Origin of the sequence: Paraburkholderia sediminicola (genome assembly GCF_046026675.1) — a bacterium.
In the GTDB taxonomy this organism is placed as follows: domain Bacteria; phylum Pseudomonadota; class Gammaproteobacteria; order Burkholderiales; family Burkholderiaceae; genus Paraburkholderia; species Paraburkholderia sediminicola_F.
In genome coordinates, this window is record NZ_JAQQEY010000001.1 from 1164723 (window position 1) to 1186341 (window position 21619).

The 21619-nt window shown below is 62.1% G+C and carries 22 protein-coding genes; 8 read left to right on the forward strand and 14 right to left on the reverse strand.

Annotated features, from left to right (window positions below; translation table 11 throughout):
- Window positions 1–12 precede the first annotated feature (12 nt).
- Together PQQ86_RS05060 and PQQ86_RS05065 are read left to right on the forward strand one after the other, a co-directional pair.
- Entirely contained in the window at window positions 13–426 is a 414-nt protein-coding gene (locus PQQ86_RS05060; protein ID WP_175052842.1) for a group II truncated hemoglobin, read from the forward strand.
- Window positions 419–1030, forward strand: a complete 612-nt coding sequence (locus PQQ86_RS05065) for a DUF924 family protein (RefSeq protein ID WP_408265192.1) — start codon at window positions 419–421, stop codon at window positions 1028–1030. The genes PQQ86_RS05060 and PQQ86_RS05065 overlap by 8 nt, the downstream gene beginning before the upstream one ends.
- Window positions 1031–1076: 46 nt before the next feature.
- Here the strand turns inward: PQQ86_RS05065 and PQQ86_RS05070 are convergent, their stop codons facing one another.
- From PQQ86_RS05070 to PQQ86_RS05120, 11 genes are all read right to left on the reverse strand, one after another.
- Window positions 1077–3029, reverse strand: coding sequence for an ArnT family glycosyltransferase (locus tag PQQ86_RS05070; RefSeq protein WP_408265193.1), 1953 nt, complete (start codon window positions 3027–3029; stop codon window positions 1077–1079).
- A 252-nt stretch (window positions 3030–3281) separates the two neighbouring features.
- Window positions 3282–4028, reverse strand: coding sequence for an SDR family oxidoreductase (locus tag PQQ86_RS05075; RefSeq protein WP_408265194.1), 747 nt, complete (start codon window positions 4026–4028; stop codon window positions 3282–3284).
- A gap of 95 nt (window positions 4029–4123) precedes the next feature.
- A complete protein-coding gene (locus PQQ86_RS05080) occupies window positions 4124–4708 on the reverse strand; it encodes an LOG family protein (RefSeq protein WP_408265195.1) in 585 nt (194 codons plus the stop codon).
- Window positions 4709–4710: 2 nt separating this feature from the next.
- Window positions 4711–5436: a TetR/AcrR family transcriptional regulator gene (locus PQQ86_RS05085; protein WP_408265196.1), complete on the reverse strand. Its 726-nt coding sequence runs from the start codon at window positions 5434–5436 to the stop codon at window positions 4711–4713.
- 232 nt (window positions 5437–5668) lie between these two features.
- On the reverse strand, window positions 5669–6304 hold the full coding sequence (locus PQQ86_RS05090; protein WP_408265197.1) for a diacylglycerol kinase: 636 nt from the start codon (window positions 6302–6304) through the stop codon (window positions 5669–5671).
- 20 nt (window positions 6305–6324) lie between these two features.
- Window positions 6325–7356: a glycosyltransferase family 4 protein gene (locus PQQ86_RS05095; protein ID WP_408265198.1), complete on the reverse strand. Its 1032-nt coding sequence runs from the start codon at window positions 7354–7356 to the stop codon at window positions 6325–6327.
- A 30-nt stretch (window positions 7357–7386) separates the two neighbouring features.
- Window positions 7387–8328: a UDP-2,3-diacylglucosamine diphosphatase gene (locus tag PQQ86_RS05100; RefSeq protein ID WP_408265199.1), complete on the reverse strand. Its 942-nt coding sequence runs from the start codon at window positions 8326–8328 to the stop codon at window positions 7387–7389.
- A 190-nt stretch (window positions 8329–8518) separates the two neighbouring features.
- Window positions 8519–9040, reverse strand: coding sequence for an RDD family protein (locus tag PQQ86_RS05105; RefSeq protein WP_408265200.1), 522 nt, complete (start codon window positions 9038–9040; stop codon window positions 8519–8521).
- Window positions 9041–9052: 12 nt separating this feature from the next.
- Entirely contained in the window at window positions 9053–9811 is a 759-nt protein-coding gene (locus PQQ86_RS05110; protein WP_408270096.1) for a DUF3106 domain-containing protein, read from the reverse strand.
- A gap of 16 nt (window positions 9812–9827) precedes the next feature.
- A complete protein-coding gene (locus tag PQQ86_RS05115) occupies window positions 9828–10244 on the reverse strand; it encodes a DUF3619 family protein (RefSeq protein WP_408265201.1) in 417 nt (138 codons plus the stop codon).
- Window positions 10241–10804: an RNA polymerase sigma factor gene (locus PQQ86_RS05120; RefSeq protein WP_054034971.1), complete on the reverse strand. Its 564-nt coding sequence runs from the start codon at window positions 10802–10804 to the stop codon at window positions 10241–10243. Before PQQ86_RS05120 ends, PQQ86_RS05115 begins: the two co-directional genes overlap by 4 nt.
- A gap of 363 nt (window positions 10805–11167) precedes the next feature.
- Here PQQ86_RS05120 and PQQ86_RS05125 point away from each other — a divergent pair, with 363 nt between their 5' ends.
- From PQQ86_RS05125 to PQQ86_RS05150, 6 genes are all read left to right on the forward strand, one after another.
- Complete coding sequence (locus PQQ86_RS05125; protein ID WP_408265202.1) at window positions 11168–12931, forward strand: acetolactate synthase 3 catalytic subunit; 1764 nt, start codon at window positions 11168–11170, stop codon at window positions 12929–12931.
- A 112-nt stretch (window positions 12932–13043) separates the two neighbouring features.
- Entirely contained in the window at window positions 13044–13535 is a 492-nt protein-coding gene (ilvN, locus tag PQQ86_RS05130) for an acetolactate synthase small subunit (RefSeq protein WP_011487482.1), read from the forward strand.
- A gap of 131 nt (window positions 13536–13666) precedes the next feature.
- Window positions 13667–14683, forward strand: a complete 1017-nt coding sequence (gene ilvC, locus PQQ86_RS05135; RefSeq protein WP_035551801.1) for a ketol-acid reductoisomerase — start codon at window positions 13667–13669, stop codon at window positions 14681–14683.
- Window positions 14684–14817: 134 nt separating this feature from the next.
- Window positions 14818–15456 carry a phosphatidylserine decarboxylase gene (locus PQQ86_RS05140; RefSeq protein WP_054034968.1) on the forward strand — a complete coding sequence of 213 codons (639 nt, stop codon included), beginning with the start codon at window positions 14818–14820 and terminating at the stop codon, window positions 15454–15456.
- Window positions 15457–15480: 24 nt separating this feature from the next.
- A complete protein-coding gene (gene pssA, locus PQQ86_RS05145; RefSeq protein WP_408265203.1) occupies window positions 15481–16350 on the forward strand; it encodes a CDP-diacylglycerol--serine O-phosphatidyltransferase in 870 nt (289 codons plus the stop codon).
- A gap of 367 nt (window positions 16351–16717) precedes the next feature.
- Window positions 16718–18265 (forward strand): 2-isopropylmalate synthase, encoded by a 1548-nt coding sequence (locus PQQ86_RS05150; RefSeq protein WP_408265204.1) that lies wholly within the window; start codon window positions 16718–16720, stop codon window positions 18263–18265.
- A gap of 124 nt (window positions 18266–18389) precedes the next feature.
- Here PQQ86_RS05150 and PQQ86_RS05155 read toward each other — a convergent pair whose 3' ends face one another.
- From PQQ86_RS05155 to PQQ86_RS05165, 3 genes are all read right to left on the reverse strand, one after another.
- Entirely contained in the window at window positions 18390–19970 is a 1581-nt protein-coding gene (locus tag PQQ86_RS05155; protein ID WP_408265205.1) for a SulP family inorganic anion transporter, read from the reverse strand.
- An 82-nt stretch (window positions 19971–20052) separates the two neighbouring features.
- Window positions 20053–20688, reverse strand: coding sequence for a carbonic anhydrase (locus PQQ86_RS05160; protein WP_408265206.1), 636 nt, complete (start codon window positions 20686–20688; stop codon window positions 20053–20055).
- Window positions 20689–20918: 230 nt separating this feature from the next.
- Window positions 20919–21482 (reverse strand): hypothetical protein, encoded by a 564-nt coding sequence (locus PQQ86_RS05165; RefSeq protein WP_408201197.1) that lies wholly within the window; start codon window positions 21480–21482, stop codon window positions 20919–20921.
- Between the last annotated feature and the right edge of the window lie 137 nt (window positions 21483–21619).

The following is a 21619-nucleotide window of genomic DNA, read 5'->3' on the forward strand; positions in this document are numbered from 1 at the left end:
TTGTGATTGGGTATGAGCGATCTTAACGACGAAGTGTCCGCGGCACAGCCAACGGCCTTCGAACTGGTGGGCGGTGAAGCGCGCGTGCGCGAACTGGTCGACCGGTTTTATGACTTGATGGATCTCGAAGCGGAATTCGCCGGGATTCGCGCCTTGCATCCCGAGTCGCTCGACGGCTCGCGCGACAAGTTCTTCTGGTTCCTGTGCGGATGGATGGGCGGCCCCGATCATTACATCAGCCGCTTCGGCCACCCGCGGTTGCGCGCCAGACATATGCCGTTTCCGATCGCGTCAAGCGAGCGGGATCAGTGGCTTCGCTGCATGGCGTGGGCGATGGAAGACGTTGGGCTTTCGGAGCCGTTGAGGGAGCGCTTGCTGGCGTCGTTCTTCGAGACTGCGGACTGGATGCGCAATCGCAATGGTTGAGCGGGTAGCGGAGCCGGAAGCAGCAGAGGCGCGCGCAGTCCTCGACTGCTGGTTCGGCACTCCCAATACGCCCAACTTCGGTGAGGCGCGCAAGCTCTGGTTCTCCCGCGACGCGGCCTTCGATGCGATGCTGCTGGAACGTTTCGGGGCACTCATCGACGCGGCGCGCGCAGAGTCCCTCGACAACTGGACGGAGACTCCGCTCGGCGCGTTAGCACTGGTTATCGTGCTGGATCAGTTTTCCCGTAATTGTCACCGCAATACACCGCGCGCTTTCGCTGCCGATCATCAAGCGCTGCGCATCGCGCAACAGATGATCGCTAGCGGCGCCGATCTTTTATTGCCGACCGCACATCACCGCGCGTTCGCATATCTACCTTTTGAACACGACGAAACGCTTGCCAGCCAGCACGAATCGCTGCGCCTGTTCAAACTGCTGAAGGCCGAGCCGGGCGGTGCGTCCTACTATTCCTCCGCGGTCAGGCACGCCAGAATCATCGAACGTTTCGGACGCTTTCCCCATCGCAATGCGGTACTTGAGCGCCAGTCGACGGATGAAGAAAGGGCCTTCCTGAAAGAGCCCGGCTCGTCGTTCCAGGCGTAACGGCAACGTGGAGGCGCAGTTCGGGCGCGCCATGCGCTGCCACGTGCTACTCGCCGCGCGTGGGCATTGCCGGCGTCCGCACGAATACCCGCAGCAGCTCGTCGGTGTCGCCTGGACGCGCACCGGACCAGAACAGCCGCCAATCACCTGCCGGCGCGCGCGGATTGTCACGGCGGCCCTGCTGGATCAGCCACGTGCACTCGGTCGTCGCGGTATTCGCGGTCGGTTGATGTTCGATGCCGGTGTAGTAGTACAGCATCGGCGCTTCGGATTCGCCGAGGTCCATACTGGCCATGCAATCCCCATCGTTCCACTCGATATTCATCCTGGCACCGAGATTTTCGAACACGGAGCGGTAGCTCTTCGCGTGGTCGAGCCACGGCAGCAACAGCGTGCTCACCAATCCCCACGCGAGGATCGCACCTGCACACCAGCTCAACACACCGCGCCATTTGCCGGTGTATTTGAAGACCGGCAGCAGCCACAGCCAGCCGAGCGTCATCAGCAGCGCGGCCGCGATCAGCCCGGGCTTGACCGGCAGCACCCAGTCGAGCGGCAACCAGCGGCCGAGCCGGTGCAGCGACGCGTGCGTGTTGGCCGGATCGCTCATGATCGACCAGACGATCCACGCGAGCGCGGCCGTGCTGCCGAACAGCACGCGGCTTGCCATGTCCCAGCTTGCGTGCAGACGCCGCGGTAGCTTTTCGATGCATTGCACCGCCACCAGGGCGAGCGGGGCGATGAACGGCAGGATGTACAGTTCGCGCACCGTTGCCGAGCTTTGCAGTACGGCGAAACCGGTGCCCGCGAAAATCACCGGCAGAGCGATACGCGGATCGCGCCAGCGGCGCCATCCGCCGCCGGCGAGCGCGGCCAATGCAAGCGGCACGACCGGAAAGCCGACGCTCAGTACAGTGCGCAGCACGAATAGACGGCTCTCGTTCTCAGAGCCGAGTTCCGCCACCGAAAAACCGAAGAAGCGGCCGACGTTGTTGTCCCACAGCCAGACCTTGAAGAGCGCTTCGGAGCGCAGATAGAAACAGACCGGCCAGATCAGCGCGAAGGGTGCGCAGACCAGCGCGGCGACGCCGAGCGCGCCTGCAAAGCTGCGGGTGCGGCAGGCGGGATACAGCACTAGCACTGCGACGGTGGTGGCGCCGAACACGAGCGGCACGAACAGGCCCTTGGCCAGCAACGACACGCCCACGCCCGCACCGAACATCGCCGCGCCGCTCAGAATCGCGTGACGCCGGCGGCGTGCATCGCCCCTTAGCAGGCGTGCTTCGTCGCGCAGATGCACGAGGACGAGTTCGAATAGTCCGCAGAAGCCGATCGCGGCGCCGGCCATCAGCGCGACGTCGGTCATCATGTCGTGCACGTGCTTGATGACGACGAGCGTGCTCCCGAACAAGGCCAGCGTGCCGATCACACGGATATCGAGCCAGCTCGAGGCAGCCACCGCACGGCGGGCGACGCGTGCCGTGTAGTAGACGGTCAGTCCGGCGAAGAGCGCGCTCGCGAGGCGGGCGGCGTCATGCAAGGGCAGGTAGCGGCCGAACATCCACACGAGGCCGGCGGCGACCCAGTCGTAGATCGGCGGCTTTTCGACGAAGGGTTGGCCGGCGTTGGTCGGCACGACCAGATCGCCGGTGTCGAGCATGTGCTGGATGATCCCGAACGTGTAGGTCTCGTCCTGCTTCCAGGGCTCGTGGCCCAAGGTGCCAGGCAGGAGCCACGCGCACAGGATCGCCAGCGCGACCAGCCACATCAGCGGACGGGCTGCCGTGAGCGCGCGCAAGCGCCGGGCGCCGCGCGAAGCGGGAGCCGGAGCGATGGGCTCCGTGGGACCGGCAGGGGCGGGCCTTGCGGGCGCTGCGGCTTCGGCTGCGTGTCCCGAAGCGGGACGCGTGTCCGGTGCGCCGTCGGCAGGGCCGGCCGGCGCTGGCGTCGCAACCGCGACCTTCCCCGCGCGCCAGGGCGCGGATGGCTTTTCGAACATTGGAATCTCTGATCGCGGTACGCGGCGACGTGGGCCGCGGACTTATGCTTTGCCTATGCGTCGCATGCGGTTGCATACGAACGCTGCGATTGTAGTCCCAGTTTATTACGGCCGATTACAGAAAAAGCGTGGAATATGGTGTTCAGCCGAACGAATTGAGCCGATTCCTCGTCAAATTGACGGGAATGGAATGTGGGGAAAGAAGAATGCGGCCGTGCGGAGCCGCCGGCCGCGGGAACAGAAGAGCGGTATTCAGCGTCCGCCGGCGACGTCGAGCAGTGCGCCCGTCACGTACGAGGCGGCGTCGCTCAGCAACCAGACGATCGACTCGGCGACTTCGTCGGCGCGGCCGGGGCGGCCCAGCGGCGTGGTCGCGCCGAGTTGGGCGGCGCGTTCGGGCTTGCCGCCGCTGGCGTGGATTTCGGTATCGATCAGACCGGGGCGCACCGCGTTCACGCGCACACCCTCTTGGCCGAGTTCCTTGGCGAGGCCGATCGTCATAGTGTCGACGGCGCCTTTCGAGCCGGCATAGTCGACGTATTCGTTCGGCGAACCCAAACGCGAGGCCGCCGACGAGATGTTCACGATCACGCCACCCGCGCCGCCGCGAGCGGTCGACATCCGGCGCGCGGCTTCGCGTGCGCACAGATACGCGCCGAGCACATTGACGTCGAACATGCGCTTCAGGCGCGCGAGGTCCATATCCGCGAGCTGGCTCGAGGGCGCGACGATCCCGGCATTGTTGACGAGCGCGTCGAGCCGGCCGAATTTTTGCTGGAGCGCGTCGAACATCGCGATCACATCGGCTTCACTGGCGACGTCGCCGGCAATCGGCAACGCCTGGCCGCCGGCGCGTTCCACTTCAGCAGCGGTGTCCTGCGCGGCCGCGAGGTTCCGTACGTAATTCACGCCGACAGACCAGCCGCGCGCGCCCAGCAAACGCGCGGTCGCGCGGCCAATTCCGCGGCTGCCGCCGGTGATCAGAACGGCTTTCGTCATTGCAACCTCATCGTTCGGGCGGGGGCCGCGGGAGCGTACGGCGGGTGTTCGTTCAGGCGGTCGAAGAAGCGCGGCAGGCGGCGATCAAGCTACGATCAAACGGCGTCGCGTTTGACAGCCCATTTGTCGCTGGCAGGCGGCTTGTAGCGTTGTAGCCTGTCGATCAGCACGACCGGATCGGCCTCCCTTTGCAGGATGTCGAAATAGGTCTGCCGCATGAAACCTTCGTCTACCGTGTGCTTGAGGAGCGCGATCAGCGGATCGTAGAAACCGTCGATATTCAGCAGTGCCACCGGCTTCTGGTGATAGCCGAGCTGCGCCCACGTATAGACCTCGAACAGTTCTTCGAGCGTACCCACGCCGCCCGGCATCGCAACGAACGCATCGGACAGGTCGGCCATCATCTTCTTGCGATGATGCATGTCGGGCACCACATGCAGTTCGGTCAGTCCGTTATGGCCGACTTCCTTGTTGACCAGCAACTCCGGAATCACGCCGATTGCGCGGCCACCTTCGGCCATCACCGTATCGGCGATCACGCCCATCAGGCCAACCTTGCCGCCGCCGTAGACCAGCGCGAGATCGGCCCGCACCAGCGCACGGCCGAAGGCGCGCGCGGCTTCGGCATACAAGGGTCTGGCTCCGTCGGAGGAGCCGCAATACACACACACCGACTTCATACTCAAACGTCCTTCGGTTCGTTACGGGGCGCGGCACCTTCCTTCGGCGGCAGGTAGTCGTAGAACTCGCGTTTGGGCAGCTTGCCCGAGACGAGATCGTCGAAAATCTGCCGCGAGCGGCCGCGCAGATAAGGCGCCATCAGCGAGACGATCTGCACGCTAACCTGATGCAGCTCAGCGCGAATCGTTTCCTGCTCGTTGTACTTGCGCGGGTTCATCACGAACTGATACGACAGCCAGTACGTGGCGATCACGCCGATGTTGGTCGCGATCACTTGCAGTTCTTCGGGCGTGGCGACCATTTCTCCGTCGGCCACGAGTTGCTCGCAGAACTGGCTTGCAAAGCGCACCTTGTGGCTGATGATCTGCTTGAAGTGTGTCTCGAGCGTGCGGTTGCGGGCGAGCAGATCGTTCAGATCGCGATACAGGAAACGATAGCGCCAGGTGAAATCGACCATGTACTGCAGGTACGACCACATCTCGTCGATCGTCGCGCGGTGGTCGTCGGGAAAGCGCAGACGCTTTTCGATCTCCTGCTCGAACTGGCCGAAGATGCTGTTGATGATGTCGTCTTTATTGCGGAAGTGGTAGTACAGGTTGCCTGGACTGATTTCCATTTCCTCGGCGATCGTCGTCGTCGTGACGTTCGGCTCGCCGATCTCGTTGAACAGCTTCAACGATAGCTCGAGTATCCGTTCGCGGGTGCGGCGGGGAGGTTTGGCTTCCATGTCGTCCGGCCCTGGTTACGCCGGGCTGGGCGCGTGGCGGCTTGCCGCTCTAGCGTGATCCACCCGGACGTGGTTGGTATTTTGATTGAGCGCCTCAACGGTTTCCCGATAAGACTATCGGACGATTATAAACCGACCGTTCTTATACCAAACGGATACTCAGGGTTTTCATTCTTTGGGGCGCCGGGAAAGGGCGTCAGGCGGTGCTTCGGGGTGAATTCCATAGCCACGCTCAGAGCCACGCTTTGACCCAATGCACGACGAGCGGCCCGACGATCAGTCCCCACGTCATCACGCACATGCCGAGCGCGACCATGACCGCCGCGCTGCCGAGATCCTTCGCACGGCGCGACAACTCGTGGCGCTCGAGCGAAATTCGGTCGATAGCCGCCTCGACGCTCGAATTCAGCAATTCGACGATCAGCACCAGCAGTACCGAGCCGAGCAGCAACACGCGCGACACGGAATCGACCGGCACCAGCACGCCGCACGGAATCAGAATCGCGGCGAGCGTGAGTTCCTGGCGAAACGCGCTTTCCTCGCGGATCGCCACGCGAAACCCGGCCAGTGAATTTTTCATCGCGTGCCACGCGCGAGTCACGCCGCGATTGCCCTTGTATGGATTGAAGGGGAGCGGTGCGAATGGATCGTCGGGACTGAGTGGTTCGTTGTGCGGCTCGCTCCCGGGGTTCGCGAGGCCTTCGAGGTTTGCACCGTTCATGCCGTGAAAACCATTCGAGTGATCGACATGATTCGGCGTGCCATGCTCGCTCACGTCGTCGAACGGCTCGATGCCGGCGGCCTCGGTGTCGACAGCGCGCAGCGCGCCTTTCGACGCGCGTGCGGCGGTGGAGTTTCGGGTTCGCATAAACGGCTCGGCGCGTCGCTTCACGCGGCGGCGCTTTCCTCGCTATATGAGGTGCGCGGCAGCGGCTTCAAATGTGCAGCGAATTGCTCGGACGCGGCTGCCCACGAGAAGCGTTCGGCCCACGCGCGCGCATGGCTGCGCTCAATCTTCAGCGCTTCGAGGCAAGCCTCGCGCAAGTCTTCATGCATGGCGCCCGCGCCGCCGTCGCCGAGCACGTCGATCGGACCGGTCACCGGATACGCCGCGACCGGCGTGCCGCAGGCCAGCGCTTCGAGCAGCACGAGTCCGAAGGTATCGGTGCGGCTCGGGAACACGAATACGTCGGCGGCCGCGTAGACCTTGGCTAGTTCGGCTTGCGTCAGCACGCCCAGGTAGTTCGCTTGCGGATAGCGCGATTTCAGTTCGGCGAGCGCCGGACCTTCGCCGGCAACCCACTTGGAGCCGGGCAGATCGAGCTTGAGAAACGCCTCGACGTTCTTCTCGACTGCTACACGCCCCACATACAGAAAGATCGGCCGTGCGGTGTTGAGAACTTTCGACTCCATCTGGTGAAAGATGTCGAGGTCGACGCCGCGAGTCCACAACACCACGTTGGTGAAGCCGAATTTTTCGAGGTCAGCCTTGACCACGGGCGTGGGCGCCATCACTGCCAGAGACGGCTTGTGGAACCAGTGCAGAAACTTGTAGGTGGCCGCGATCGGAATGCCGAAACGCGCCTGCACGTATTCGGGAAAGCGCGTGTGATAAGCGGTTGTGAACGGCAGCTTGTGCTTGATCGCATAGGAGCGTGCGGCCATGCCGAGTGGGCCTTCGGTGGCGATGTGCAGCGCGTCGGGCGTGAATTCGTCAATGCGCTGATGGAGCTTGCGACGCGGTAGCAGCGACAGGCGAATCTCCGGATAGGTCGGGCACGGAATCGTCTTGAATTCGAGCGGCGTCAGCAGATCGACCTGGTGGCCGAGCGCGGTGAGTTCGCGCGTGGTGTTTTTCAGCGTGCGCACGACGCCATTGACCTGCGGTTCCCATGCATCGGTGACGATCATGATCTTCATCGGTTTAGGCCCAATAGAAGTGGAGAGGGACTACGCGGTCGCCTGGGCCTTTTGCACGCCGACTTCCGGTGCGCGCATCACGGTCCAGTAGATCACCTTGAGTTCGCCTTCATACGTCTCGACGAGTGCCGACAGGCTTTCGACCCAATCACCGTCGTTGCAATACAGCACGCCGTCGATGTCGCGGATTTCGGCTTTGTGAATGTGCCCGCAGACCACGCCGTCGCAACCGCGGCGGCGTGCTTCGTCGGTCATCACGCGCTCGAACGACGAAATGAAATTCACCGCGTTCTTCACCTGATGCTTCAGGTATTGCGACAGCGACCAGTACGGAAAGCCGAGCCGGCTGCGGATCCGGTTGAACCAGCGGTTCAGGATCAGGATCATCGTGTAGAGCGTGTCGCCGAGATAGGCGAGCCACTTCGCATGCTGGATCACGCCGTCGAACAGATCGCCGTGCACGATCCACAGGCGCTTGCCGGCGAGCGTCGTGTGGAACGCTTCGCCGCGCACGTGGATGTCGCCGAACGCGAGGTCGCAGAACTGACGCGCGGCTTCGTCGTGATTGCCCGGCACGTAGATCACCTGGGTGCCTTTGCGTGCTTTGCGCAGCACCTTCTGCACGACGTCGTTGTGCGCCTGCGGCCAGTACCAGCCTTTTTTCAACTGCCAGCCATCGATGATGTCGCCCACGAGGTACAGGTATTCCGACTCGTTGTGACGCAGGAAGTCGAGCAGATACGGCGCCTGGCAACCGCTCGAGCCGAGGTGGATGTCCGACAGCCAGATGGTGCGATAGCGGTGTGGTTCGGCGTGGTCGTCGTCGTGATGGCCGGCGTGCGCGTCGAGCGGCAGCGACGGTACAGGCAACGGCAAGCCGTGGCTAGGGTTGGGTTCCGGGCGGAACGCGACAGGGTCGACGCTCGGGCCGGTCTGGCGGAACAGGGAAGTCGCGGACGTTTTGGGGTCCATGGCTCACGCGTCGAGTTGCGGTGCCCGTATTGCGCCAGTCGCGCGTGACCGTGCCGTGACAGTCACGAGAAGTTCTTATTACTGTGGCGGGAGAGGACGGTGCAGACAAGGTCTGCGGCGAGCGCCAATCGCGGTCAAGCGAACGCGAACCGCGGGCGTGGCGGCGTGAATTGCGAGGCGGCCAGTTTGCTCAGTGCGCGACGCTAATGACGCGTGTACCGGCGAGGCGGTCGTGCAGGAATTGACGCTGTGAATCGAACCGGCCGGTGGCAGCCCACAGCACGAACCAGATTGCGGCGATCAGCAGCGTCTGCGGCACGGCAAGGCCCAGCAACGGATGCAGCGCGAGCGGCGGCAAAAACCACAGCCACGCGAGCACGTAACGGGCGATCGCCCGGCCCATGGACAGCGATGCGCCGTTAGCGGCGACGACGCGCAGGCGCCAGGTTTTCATCGGCAGCGTCTGGCCGCTGTGGGTCCAGAACCAGACGAAATACAGACCGACCACGAGGCCGATCCACGCTGCGAGCAGGTTGTGATGGGTGAGACCGTTGCGCTGCTGCGTCAACGTGCTGAACAGGTAGCCGGCGATGAACACGACGCCGAACAGGATCACCGCTTCGTAGAGCAGGGCGGCGAGGCGCCGGCGAACGGTGGGCGCAGCGCCGGATGATTCGGCGGGCAGTGTCGAGGTGGCGAGCGGCTGGGACACAGTGAACGCGGATCAGGAGCCGTTGAAAATCGACGGCGCCTCTGCCGGCGAAACCGGCACCGGCGTGGCGGGCACGAAACTGCCCGCAGCCGGAATCGCCGGCGTGACGACCGGGCTCGGCAACGGAGCCGCCGCCGCGGCACTCGCTGCTGCTGCACCGCTCGCGCCGTGCTCCCGGGCATTGACCAGACGGTCGAGGCCCTTGATCTCGGACTTGCCGGACGGCGGCGCGCTCACGACGCTCGGCCGCCGCTTACGCTCGCTCGCGGCGAGCCGCTCTTTCTGCTCTTCCGGCAATTGCTGATAAGTCTTCCATGCGTTCTGGCGGGTTTCGCGCGGCAGCTCCTTCGACACCTGGTAGTTTTCGCGGGCGACGCGCCGCTGATCGGGTGTCATGCGTACCCATTCGGTCATTCGGTCATGCAAGCGTTTTTGCGCATCAGGGGATAACTTCGGATAACGTGCTGCGATCTTGATCCATTTTCGCTTGCGTTCGTCGCTAAAGGAATCCCAGGCGCCGGCGAACGGCGCGAGCGCAAGGTGCTCGGCCGAGCTCAGGCGCGACCACGCCATTGGGCCATTGTTGCCGGACAGGCCGGGCAGTTCGACGGCGAGCGTAGGCGCGGGCGCCTTGGCGGTTGCGTTGCCGCCTGCGGCGGGCGCACTGGCGGTCGACGGACTCGGATAGAAGCGCGGATACGTCGCGGCAAACGACACCAGGGCCGCGATCGCGCATCCGAAAACAACGGCCAAGCCGCGCTTGTAACTCACCCGAAGAATCTCCCGCTCAGTGGGCGCGTGATAGGTACGCGTTGAAACCGTGATCGAGATAGGCATTGAGCGGCAAGTCGTCGCTTAGCATGGCTGCATCGATATCGGCGAGTTCGGCGGTGCGTTGCTGGTCTTCCCAGTAGGCGATGCCCACGAGACTGACGACCAGCGCGACGAGCGGCCAGGCGAGCGCAAAGCGGCGCAGCGGCGAGCGGCGGCGCTGCGGCATCTCCACCTGCGGCATGCCGGCACCTGCGAAGGCGGGCACAAACACCGGCGCGCTCACGGTCTCGGGCTTCTTGCGCGCGAGCGCGGCCCGGCGCGCCACGGCGAGCCGGTCGACGGTGGCGGACGGAATACTGGCGGCGGTTTCGTCGAGCGCGCGGCGCACCTGGCGGGCGAACTCGAGTTCTTTGGTTTCTAGGGAGCTCATAGCGTGATTCCTTTAGCCTTGAGCGCTTGCGCCAGCGTGTGGGTGGCCCGCGAACAGTGTGTTTTCACACTGCCTTCGGAGCAGCCCATCGCGGCGGCAGTCTCGGCGACATCCATATCTTCCCAATAACGCATGAGAAACGCCTCCCGTTGACGTGCCGGTAACTTTTGGATCTCGTCGTCGATTAACTGCAAGACCTGTTCGCGTTCGAGTTTCTGTTCGTTGCTTTCTGAGCCCGCTGAACCTTGCTGCGCCTCGAATGTTTCGAGTGGGTCGAATTCGTCGTCGTCGGCGTTGCCGAGCGAGGAGAACAGACTAACCCAAGTATTGCGCACTTTGGCACGACGGAAATAGTCGTGCATCGCATTCTGGAGAATACGCTGAAACAGGAGCGGAAGTTCGGCGGCTGGACGGTCGCCGTATTTTTCGGCGAGCTTGATCATCGCGTCCTGCACGATATCGAGCGAGGCGTCGTCGTCCCGCACGGCGTAGACCGTCTGCTTGAATGCGCGCCTTTCGACGCCCGCCAGAAAATCGGCGAGTTCCTTGTCTGATGCCATCCGTTTGGGGGTCGGCGCAGCGTGCGTGCGCGTAATCGGTCGAAAAATGTCGTAAAACTCGCGGATGCTAACAAACTTTCGCTCCGCTGGGGCGAAACCTGTCCTACCTTGCATCTCTATAACACGGTATCGGTCGTTTTTGACCCGTGACGAGATTCAGGGGCAGGGCGCCAGGGCAATATTTGCTTGACCGCGCGAACATCTGCAGATATCTTCGCTGGTTCGCAACATAAGTGACTTGTCTCAATTGAGGTGTGGCCCAAGAAGCTCACCTGTCAACTGGACGCGCCGCTTGAACCCGAGCCACAAGCCCGGCAGAGAGCACCCGATCAATTTTTTGCCGAAAATTCGAAAGGTGAATAAATGAATATGCCCAGCGCGGAATTCTCCACGTCGGATACGACCCCCCATCCTGAAGCTGACTCTATCGGCGCCACCGTGCTCATGCGCGCATTGGCCGACGAAGACGTCGAGTTTGTGTGGGGCTATCCCGGCGGCTCGGTACTCTACATTTACGACGAGCTGTACAAGCAGGACAAATTCCAGCACATCCTCGTGCGCCACGAACAAGCCGCAGTCCACGCCGCCGACGCCTATGCGCGTTCCACCGGCAAAGTGGGTGTGTGCCTCGTGACCTCCGGCCCCGGCGTTACCAATGCGGTGACCGGCATCGCCACGGCCTACATGGATTCGATCCCGATGGTGATCATCAGCGGCCAGGTGCCGACTGCTGCGATCGGTCAGGATGCGTTCCAGGAGTGCGATACGGTCGGCATCACGCGTCCCTGCGTGAAGCACAACTACCTCGTGAAAGACGTGCGCGACCTCGCAGCCACCGTCAAGAAAGCTTTCTATATCGCCCGTACCGGCCGTCCCGGCCCGGTGCTGATCGATATTCCGAAAGACGTGTCGAAGATGCCGTGCCAGTACGAACCGCTCAAGACCGTTTCGCTGCGCTCGTATAACCCGGTCACGAAAGGTCACTCCGGCCAGATTCGCAAGGCCGTGGCCTTGTTGCTGTCGGCCAAGCGTCCGTATATCTACACCGGCGGCGGCATCATCCTCGCGGATGCGTCGCGTGAGCTGAATCAATTCGCCGATCTGCTCGGTTACCCGATCACGAATACGTTGATGGGTCTGGGCGGCTACCGCGCGAGCGACAAGAAATTCCTCGGCATGCTCGGCATGCACGGCACGTACGAAGCCAACATGGCGATGCAGCACTGCGACGTGCTGATCGCGATCGGCGCGCGCTTCGACGACCGTGTGATCGGCGACCCGGCGCACTTCGCATCGCGCCCGCGCAAGATCATCCATATCGACATCGATCCTTCTTCCATCTCCAAGCGCGTCAAGGTCGACATTCCGATCGTCGGCGACGTGAAGGAAGTGCTGAAGGAGTTGATCGAGCAGTTGCAAACGGCCGAGCATGGCCCGGACACTGCGGCGCTCGCCGACTGGTGGAAGGACATCGAAGCCTGGCGCGCCAAAGACTGCCTGAAGTTCGACCGCAAGAGCGACATCATCAAGCCGCAGTACGTGGTGGAAAAGGCGTGGGAGCTGACCGACGGCAATGCCTTCGTGTGTTCCGACGTCGGCCAGCACCAGATGTGGGCCGCGCAGTTCTATCGCTTCAACAAGCCGCGCCGCTGGATCAATTCCGGTGGCCTCGGCACGATGGGCTTCGGCCTGCCGGCGGCGATGGGCGTGAAGATGGCGCACCCGGACGACGACGTGCTCTGTATCACGGGCGAAGGCTCGATCCAGATGTGTATCCAGGAACTCTCGACCTGCAAGCAGTACGAGACGCCCATCAAGATCATTTCGCTGAACAACCGCTATCTGGGCATGGTGCGCCAGTGGCAGCAGATCGAATACAGCAAGCGCTATTCGCATTCGTACATGGATGCGCTGCCGGATTTCGTGAAGCTCGCCGAAGCGTACGGCCATGTGGGCATGCGTATCGAACGCACGGCCGATGTCGAGCCGGCGCTGAAGGAAGCGCTGCGCCTGAAAGATCGCACGGTGTTTCTCGATTTCCAGACCGATCCGACCGAAAACGTCTGGCCGATGGTTCAGGCCGGCAAGGGCATCACTGAGATGCTCATGGGTTCGGAAGATCTATAACGACGGTTTTTAGCGTTGGCTTCGTCGTGCGCGCCTCCACAAAGGGCGAAGGCGGACGAAGCGGCGCGAAACCGCTCGCATACATCGACAAAACATCTGGAAGAAGCGAAACATGAGACACATTATTTCTGTCCTGCTGGAAAACGAACCGGGCGCGTTATCACGCGTGGTGGGGCTGTTCTCGGCACGCGGCTACAACATTGAAACCTTGACGGTGGCTCCGACCGAAGACCGTTCGCTGTCGCGCATGACCATCGTCTCCATTGGCTCGGACGACGTGATCGAACAGATCACGAAGCATCTGAACCGCCTGATCGAGGTGGTGAAAGTGGTCGACCTTACCGAGGGCGCCCATATCGAGCGTGAGCTGATGTTGATCAAGGTGAGGGCGGTCGGCAAGGAACGTGAGGAGATGAAACGGATGTCGGATATTTTCCGCGGCCGCATCATCGACGTCACCGAAAAGACCTACACGATCGAACTGACGGGCGCGAGCGACAAGCTCGATGCCTTCATCGAAGGGATCGACGCGACTGCGATTCTCGAAACCGTCCGTACGGGCAGTTCGGGCATCGGCCGCGGCGAGCGCATTCTGAAGGTTTGACGCGAGCTTATCGACGATTCGCTAACGTCTCGATCGGGGCCGGGCAGTGCCTTCAAGAACCCGGCCAAGCAATACACCATTCGCAGTATTTGTATTTCACTGATTTCACCGAATTTAGCCAAGGAACCGACATGAAAGTTTTCTACGACAAGGACGCCGACCTCTCCCTCATCAAGGGCAAGCAAGTCACCATCATCGGCTATGGCTCGCAAGGCCATGCTCACGCGCTGAACCTGAAGGAAAGCGGCGTGAACATCACGGTCGGTCTGCGCAAGGGCGGCGCATCGTGGAGCAAGGCTGAGAACGCGGGCCTGCAAGTCAAGGAAGTGGCGGAAGCCGTGAAGGGCGCAGACGTCGTCATGATGCTGCTGCCGGACGAGCAGATCGCTGAAGTCTACGCAAAGGAAGTGCACGGTAACGCCAAGCAAGGCGCAGCGCTGGCCTTCGCGCACGGCTTCAACGTCCACTACGGTCAAGTGATCCCGCGTGCCGACCTCGACGTGATCATGATCGCGCCGAAGGCGCCGGGCCACACGGTTCGCGGTACGTACTCACAAGGTGGCGGCGTGCCCCACCTGATCGCCGTTGCGCAAGACAAGTCGGGCGCAGCACGTGACATCGCTCTGTCGTACGCGGCAGCGAACGGCGGCGGCCGTGCCGGTATCATCGAAACGAACTTCCGCGAAGAAACGGAAACCGACCTGTTCGGCGAACAAGCCGTGCTGTGCGGCGGTACGGTCGACCTGATCAAGGCCGGCTTCGAAACGCTGGTGGAAGCGGGTTACGCGCCGGAAATGGCGTACTTCGAGTGCCTGCACGAACTGAAGCTGATCGTCGACCTGATCTACGAAGGCGGCATCGCGAACATGAACTACTCGATCTCGAACAACGCCGAATACGGCGAGTACGTGACGGGTCCGCGTATCGTGACGGCTGAAACGAAGAAGGCGATGAAGGCAGTGCTGACGGACATTCAGACCGGCGAGTACGCAAAGAGCTTCATCATCGAAAACAAGGCTGGCGCACCGACGCTGCAATCGCGCCGCCGTCTGACGGCCGAGCACCAGATCGAAACGGTTGGTGCCAAGCTGCGTTCGATGATGCCGTGGATCGCCGCGAACAAGCTGGTCGACCAGTCGAAGAACTAAGAAGCCAGTTTTATCGCATCTGACCGGCGCGGCGCCTCGTCGCAGCAGCCGGTAATGCAAAAAGCCGTCCAAGGGTGCTGAACCCTGGGCGGCTTTTGCTATCCTACGGTTTTACAAAAATACAGAAGCCATCCATGAATTACCCTCATCCGATCATCGCGCGAGAAGGCTGGCCGTTCATCGCCATCGCGGCCGTCGTTGCATTACTGGTTCATGCCTTCGCGGGATTCGGCTTTGCATGGCTGTTCTGGCTGATCCTGATCTTCGTCGTGCAGTTTTTCCGCGATCCGGCACGCCCGATTCCGACTCAGGCGAACGCCGTACTGTGCCCGGCCGACGGCCGTATCGTCGCCGTCGAGACAGCGCATGATCCGTATGCCAACCGTGAAGCGCTGAAGATCAGCGTATTCATGAACGTTTTCAATGTCCATTCGCAGCGTTCACCGGTGGACGGTGCGATCTCCAAGGTCGAATATTTCCCGGGTGCGTACCTGAATGCCGCTGTGGATAAGGCTTCGCTCGAAAACGAGCGCAATGCGGTAGTGATCGAAATGGCCGGCGGCCAGACGGTGACGTCGGTGCAGATCGCCGGTCTGATTGCGCGGCGCATTCTTTGCTACGTACGCTCGGGGGAGCCGCTCACGCGTGGCCAGCGTTATGGATTTATCCGTTTTGGCTCGCGTGTCGACGTGTACCTGCCGGTTGGCAGCCGGCCGCGTGTGTCGATCGGTGAGAAGGTTTCCGCGTCGTCCACGATCCTCGCTGAACTATAAAGCGGCACCAAGGAGGTTTTCCGAATGGCCGCATTCAAACCGCGTCGACCCCGCAACAGCGGGCAGCTCCCGCGTCCGTTCCGCCGTAACAAGCCGATCGTGGCGGAAACAGGGGCAGTCGAGAGCCGGCGCGCTCAGCGTCAGCAGTTCCTGAGGAAACGTGGCATTTACCTGCTGCCGAACGCGTTTACCACCGCCGCGCTCTTCTGCGGTTTCTTCGCCGTGGTGCAGGCGATGAACGTGCGCTTCGAAATCGCGGCGATCGCGATTTTCGTGGCGATGGTGCTGGACGGCATGGACGGCCGGGTCGCCCGTATGACACATACGCAAAGTGCGTTCGGCGAACAGTTCGACAGCCTCTCGGACATGGTGTCGTTCGGCGTGGCGCCGGCGCTTGTGATGTACGAGTGGATTCTGAAGGATCTCGGCCGCTGGGGCTGGCTCGCGGCGTTCGTCTACTGTTCGGGAGCGGCGTTGCGTCTCGCGCGCTTCAACACGAACATCGGCGTGGTCGACAAGCGCTTCTTCCAGGGTATGCCGAGCCCGGCGGCTGCGGCGCTGATTGCCGGTTTCGTGTGGCTCGCCACCGATAACCGCGTGCCGCTCAAGCTCGTATGGCTGCCGTGGGTCGCTTTCGTGCTGACCATCTACGCCGGTGTGACGATGGTGTCGAACGCGCCGTTCTACAGCGGCAAGGCGCTCGACGTGCGGCATCGCGTGCCGTTCGGCGTGATTCTGCTGGTGGTGATGGCGTTCGTGCTGGTGTCGTCCGATCCGCCGCTGATGCTGTTCGGCCTGTTCGTGCTGTACGGCCTGTCGGGCTATGTGTTCTGGGGCTACCAGGCGATGCGGGGCAGGGCGAATCCGGCTCGGTCCGTGGCGCGGGACAGGTAACGGCGCAGCTTCGTTGCATGAACGTGACATGAGAAAACGGCAGCCTGTGCAGGCTGCCGTTTTTCGTTGTCGAGCCCGTCCGGCGACGCGCGGCAGGCAGGTCCGACGCCAATTGCACGGCGACGGGAATGCCGCTATAGTCGTTGGATAAATGCGTTCAAGTTCCCATTTGATCTGCGGCACGAGCCTCAACAAGCTGGTGCGCCGCGGGTGCGCTAGTGCTGGCGCATCAAGCGCGCTGATCGCTTATCGTTTTCTGCCCTCCGTCTGCCTCGTCTGCGGTTTATAGCGTCGCCAACGGTGGCGCAAAACGCCCGAATTCCAATATCCGATCCCCACAATTGAACGACTCCCCAGGAGACCCGACATGGCCGACAAACTGATCATATTCGACACCACGTTGCGTGACGGCGAGCAATCGCCCGGCGCGTCGATGACGAAGGAAGAAAAAATCCGTATCGCGAAGCAGCTCGAACGGATGAAAGTCGACATCATCGAGGCGGGCTTCGCGGCCAGTTCGAACGGCGACTTCGATTCGATCCATACGATCGCGGGCCTGATCAAGGACAGCACGATCTGCTCGCTGGCCCGTGCGAACGATAAAGACATTCAACGCGCTGCTGACGCACTCAAGCCGGCCGATCATTTCCGCATCCACACGTTCATCGCAACGTCGCCGCTGCACATGGAAAAGAAGCTGCGCATGACGCCGGATCAGGTGTTCGAACAGGCAAAGCTGGCGGTGCGTTTCGCCCGCAAGTTTACGGACGACGTCGAGTTCTCGCCGGAAGACGGCAGCCGTTCTGACATGGATTTCCTGTGCCGCGTGCTGGAAGCGGTCATCGCCGAAGGCGCGACCACGATCAACATCGCGGATACCGTCGGCTATGGCGTGCCGGAGTTGTACGGCCAGCTCGTGAAGACGCTGCGCGAGCGTATTCCGAACTCGCATAAGGCGGTGTTCTCGGTGCATTGCCATAACGACCTCGGCATGGCGGTGGCGAACTCGCTGGCCGGTGTGCAGATCGGCGGCGCGCGTCAGGTCGAGTGCACGATCAACGGTCTCGGCGAGCGTGCGGGTAATACGTCGCTCGAAGAAATCGTGATGGCGGTGAAGACTCGCAAGGATTACTTCGGCCTCGAAATCGGTCTCGATACGACCCAGATCGTGCCGGCTTCGAAGCTGGTGTCTCAGATCACCGGTTTCGTCGTGCAGCCGAACAAGGCGGTGGTCGGTGCGAACGCATTTGCGCACGCATCCGGCATTCACCAGGATGGCGTGCTGAAAGCGCGCGACACGTACGAAATCATGCGTGCCGAAGATGTGGGCTGGAGCGCGAACAAGATCGTGCTCGGCAAGTTGTCGGGCCGCAATGCGTTCAAGCAGCGTCTGCAGGAATTGGGTATCTCGCTCGATAGCGAAGGCGAACTGAATACCGCATTCGCACGTTTCAAGGAATTGGCCGACCGCAAGTCGGAAATCTTCGACGAAGACATCATCGCGATCGTCACCGAGGAATCGGCTGAAGCGCAGGAGAGAGAGCACTACAAGTTCCTGTCGCTGTCGCAACATTCGGAAACCGGCGAGCAGCCGCACGCGAAGATCGTGTTCTCGGTCGAAGGCAAGGAAGTGACCGGGGAAGCACGCGGCAACGGTCCGGTGGATGCCACGCTCAATGCGATCGAAACGGAAGTGGGTAGCGGTTCGGAATTGCTGCTGTACTCGGTGAACGCCATCACCACCGGCACGCAGGCGCAGGGCGAAGTAACCGTGCGGTTGTCGAAGAGCGGACGTATCGTCAACGGCGTGGGCACCGATCCGGATATCGTCGCGGCTTCCGCGAAGGCGTATATCTCGGCGCTCAACAAGCTGCATTCGAACTTTGACAAGTTGAATCCGCAACGTTCAGAGTGATGGGAACAGGGCGCGCCGGCTGTGTGCCCGCTGAACCAGAGTAACAAGAAGCCCCCGTGATCTTAAAAGCACGGGGCTTCTTGTTTTTGTGGCGTCTCCTTCTCATGAGTATCGCGCGCTGAAACTACTCCGCAGCCGCGCGCCGCATTGACCACCCGCGCGCCGCGCGTGCCTGCGCCTGGACCTGATGTCGCACTTCGACTGCAATCTCGCGGCGCGGCGCATCGGCGACAAATGTATCCAGCAGTTCGCGCACGTCGTGATCGACGAAATCGGCACGCGTTGCGTCCACGATCAAGGTCGCGCCGTCGGGAATCTGCTGCAGATAGTGCTTGAGCGGCACCTTGCCGAGAAACGACACGTCCTTGCGAAACGACAGCAGATAGTGATCGCCATGCTGCGCAAGCACGATCGGGCTGCGCAGGTTCGCATACAGCGCGAGCAGCACGCTGCACAGAATACCGAGCACGATGCCGATCAGCAGATCGGTGGCGAGCACGCCGACCAGCGTGACGATGAACGGCGCAAACGGCGCGAAACCCTGCTTGGCGACGGTGACGAACAACGACGGCTTGGCGAGCTTCACGCCCGTGAAGATAAGAATCGCCGCGAGGCATGCAAGCGGAATCAGGTTGATGACGCTGGTGAGCGCGAACACGCTGACCAGCAGCAATACGCCATGAATGATCGCGGACAGCCGGCTTTGTGCGCCCGCATTCACATTGGCGGAACTGCGCACGATGACCGAGGTGATCGGCAGGCCGCCGATCGCGCCGGCAATCAGGTTGCCCACGCCCTGTGCCTTCAATTCGCGATCCGGCGGCGCGGCGCGTCGGGCGGGATCGATCTGCTCGACCGCTTCTAGGCTCAGCAGCGTTTCGAGACTCGCGACGATCGCCAGGGTAATGGCGACGCGCCAGACATCAGGATTGACCAGTTGCGCGAAGTGCGGCCCGAAGTCGGCCCATTGGAGGGCGACCTGCAACGCGGCAAACGATTCGAGCGACGGCAGCGCGACCCGATGCTCGGCAGGCGGCGCGAACGACGGGGCGAGCAAACTGAGCAGCAGCGTCGCGCCGATGCCCAGCAGCACCACCGCGAGCGGCGCGGGGACGAGGCGCACCAGCGCAAAGCGGCGTAACGCGCGCGTTTCCCAGCCCACCAGAATCGCCAGCGACAGCGAGGTGATCACGCAGGCCGCGAGCGATATCGAGCCGAACGGCGTCGTTACGCTGCCGGCCATCTGGGCGGCAGCTTGCGACCCGGCCGACGCATTCGCGCCGGATAGCCCAAGCGCAAGCGGAAATTGCTTGACGATCAGCAGCACGCCGATCGCCGCAAGCATGCCCTTGATCACGGGCGACGGCACATAGGCCGCAAATCTGCCGGCCTTCAGCATGCCGAAGCCGAATTGAATCGCACCGGACAGCAGCACGGCCAGCAGGAACGCGGAGAAGCTGCCGAGTTGCGCGATTCCGTCGACGACGATCACGACGAGGCCCGCTGCCGGGCCGCTGACGCTCAGCCGCGAACCGCTCAGCACGGCCACCACCAGTCCGCCGACGATGCCCGATACAAGCCCGGCAAATGGCTCGACGCCCGACGCGTTGGCGATGCCCAGACATAGCGGTAGTGCCACCAGAAAAACGACCGTGCCTGCCAGCAGATCGCGCTGAAACGTGGAAAAGAAAGCTCGTAGGTTCATGGGGTCGGTGCAGTAATGGTTGGAGCCTTGCGTATGGCGAAGGCGAAGGCCATGCTGAGGCCGGTTTGATAAGAACTGCGCACTAGGCGGCGCTATGGGCGGCTGTTGTGCAGGTCATCGCGTCATCGGCTTCGTAGCCGGACGTGAGTACCTTGATGCGCCCGTCCTCGAGCGCGAAGATCCAACCGTGAACGAGCGGCGCCGGATCAGCGTCCTGCACGATCGCACTCGCGCGTAACTGGCGCACCTGCTCGAGCACATTCAACTCTGCGAGGCGGTCGATACGCGCACGCTCGCTTGCGTGGCTCCGCAGCTCGTCGCCATGCGCCTTGGCCAACGCACATAAGGGCGCGATCCGTCGATTCACATGCGGCAACGTCGGTTCCGGCGGCAGCAGGGCCGCACGCACGCCGCCGCAGCCATAGTGGCCGCAGACGATCACGTGCCCCACCTTCAGCACTCGCACCGCATATTCGAGGACGCTCGCGGAGTTGTCGTCGTCGGGATGAAAAAGGTTGGCGATGTTGCGGTGAACGAACAGATCGCCGGGCTCGCAATGCGTGATGGTTTCCGCGGGCACGCGGCTGTCCGAGCAGCCGACCCACAGCACGTGTGGATTCTGGCCTTGCACCAGATCACGGAAAAATTCGGGGTTGCGCGTGGCGGTTTCATGCGCCCATGCGACGTTGGCGACCAGCAGGCGTTTCGGACGGTTCATCGATAGTGGTTCCGTAAGTAGGGCGCACAGACTCGTCGCCGAGACCCACGGCGGTGCTCGGACGGCACAGCGAGTGTGATCGGCACTGAATCAATTATTACGAAAACCTTTCTATCAAAAAATAAATCTGCTGTGCGCGAAATAAAATTCGCGGGCATGCGCAATAAATAAAAAAAGCCGCCTGAAGAGGCGGCTTTGCAGATCGATGCGCAATGGGTTCGAGCGAGCGCTCAGAACAGGCTGCGGCGATCCGGATCGTGCAACGGGTCAGGTGTTTTTTGCGTGAGTCGCACAATGCCCTGATCGTCGAAATAGAAGCTGTACATCATGTACCAGACGTTGTCTTCCAGATAGCGATAGGTCCAGACCTCGCGCTTCATCAATGGGAAATATGACGTTTCGACTGGGCGCCCGAAGTTCACCAGCACGTCGCTCTTCGTCCACTTGCCGATTTCCGCCCGGTAGAACTCGTTGGGCTGAAGCACTTGACGCACGGTGACGATCTTGCCGGATGCGTCGATGTCGGCGGCGGTGGTGGTTTCGCCCATTGGCTGAGTTGGCCACATCAGCCGCTTGCCGCCGTTGGGCAGGTCGTAGCTTTCACGCGGCGCGCCAAGGCGGGCGACGATGGTCGATTCGTCCGCGCCTTGTTGATATTGCTGCCATGGCTGCACGCAGCCGGCGAGCGTCACCGTGAGCGCGAGCGCGCTCAGGCAGACGAGCGCGGCGCGGCGCAGGCGTGCTGCGGGCGGCGCTTCGATCGAGGCCGCCGTGGGTGGGTGGCGGTTGAACATGAATTCCTCCGATGGCATTTGTGTAGCGGTTTTTATCATCGAGACGCATTATTTTGACACGGGCGGCAGCAAAAGATTTGCGCTTCGTACAAGCCCTCGCTGTAATTACGATAACGGCTTCGCCGGCTTGCTTATTC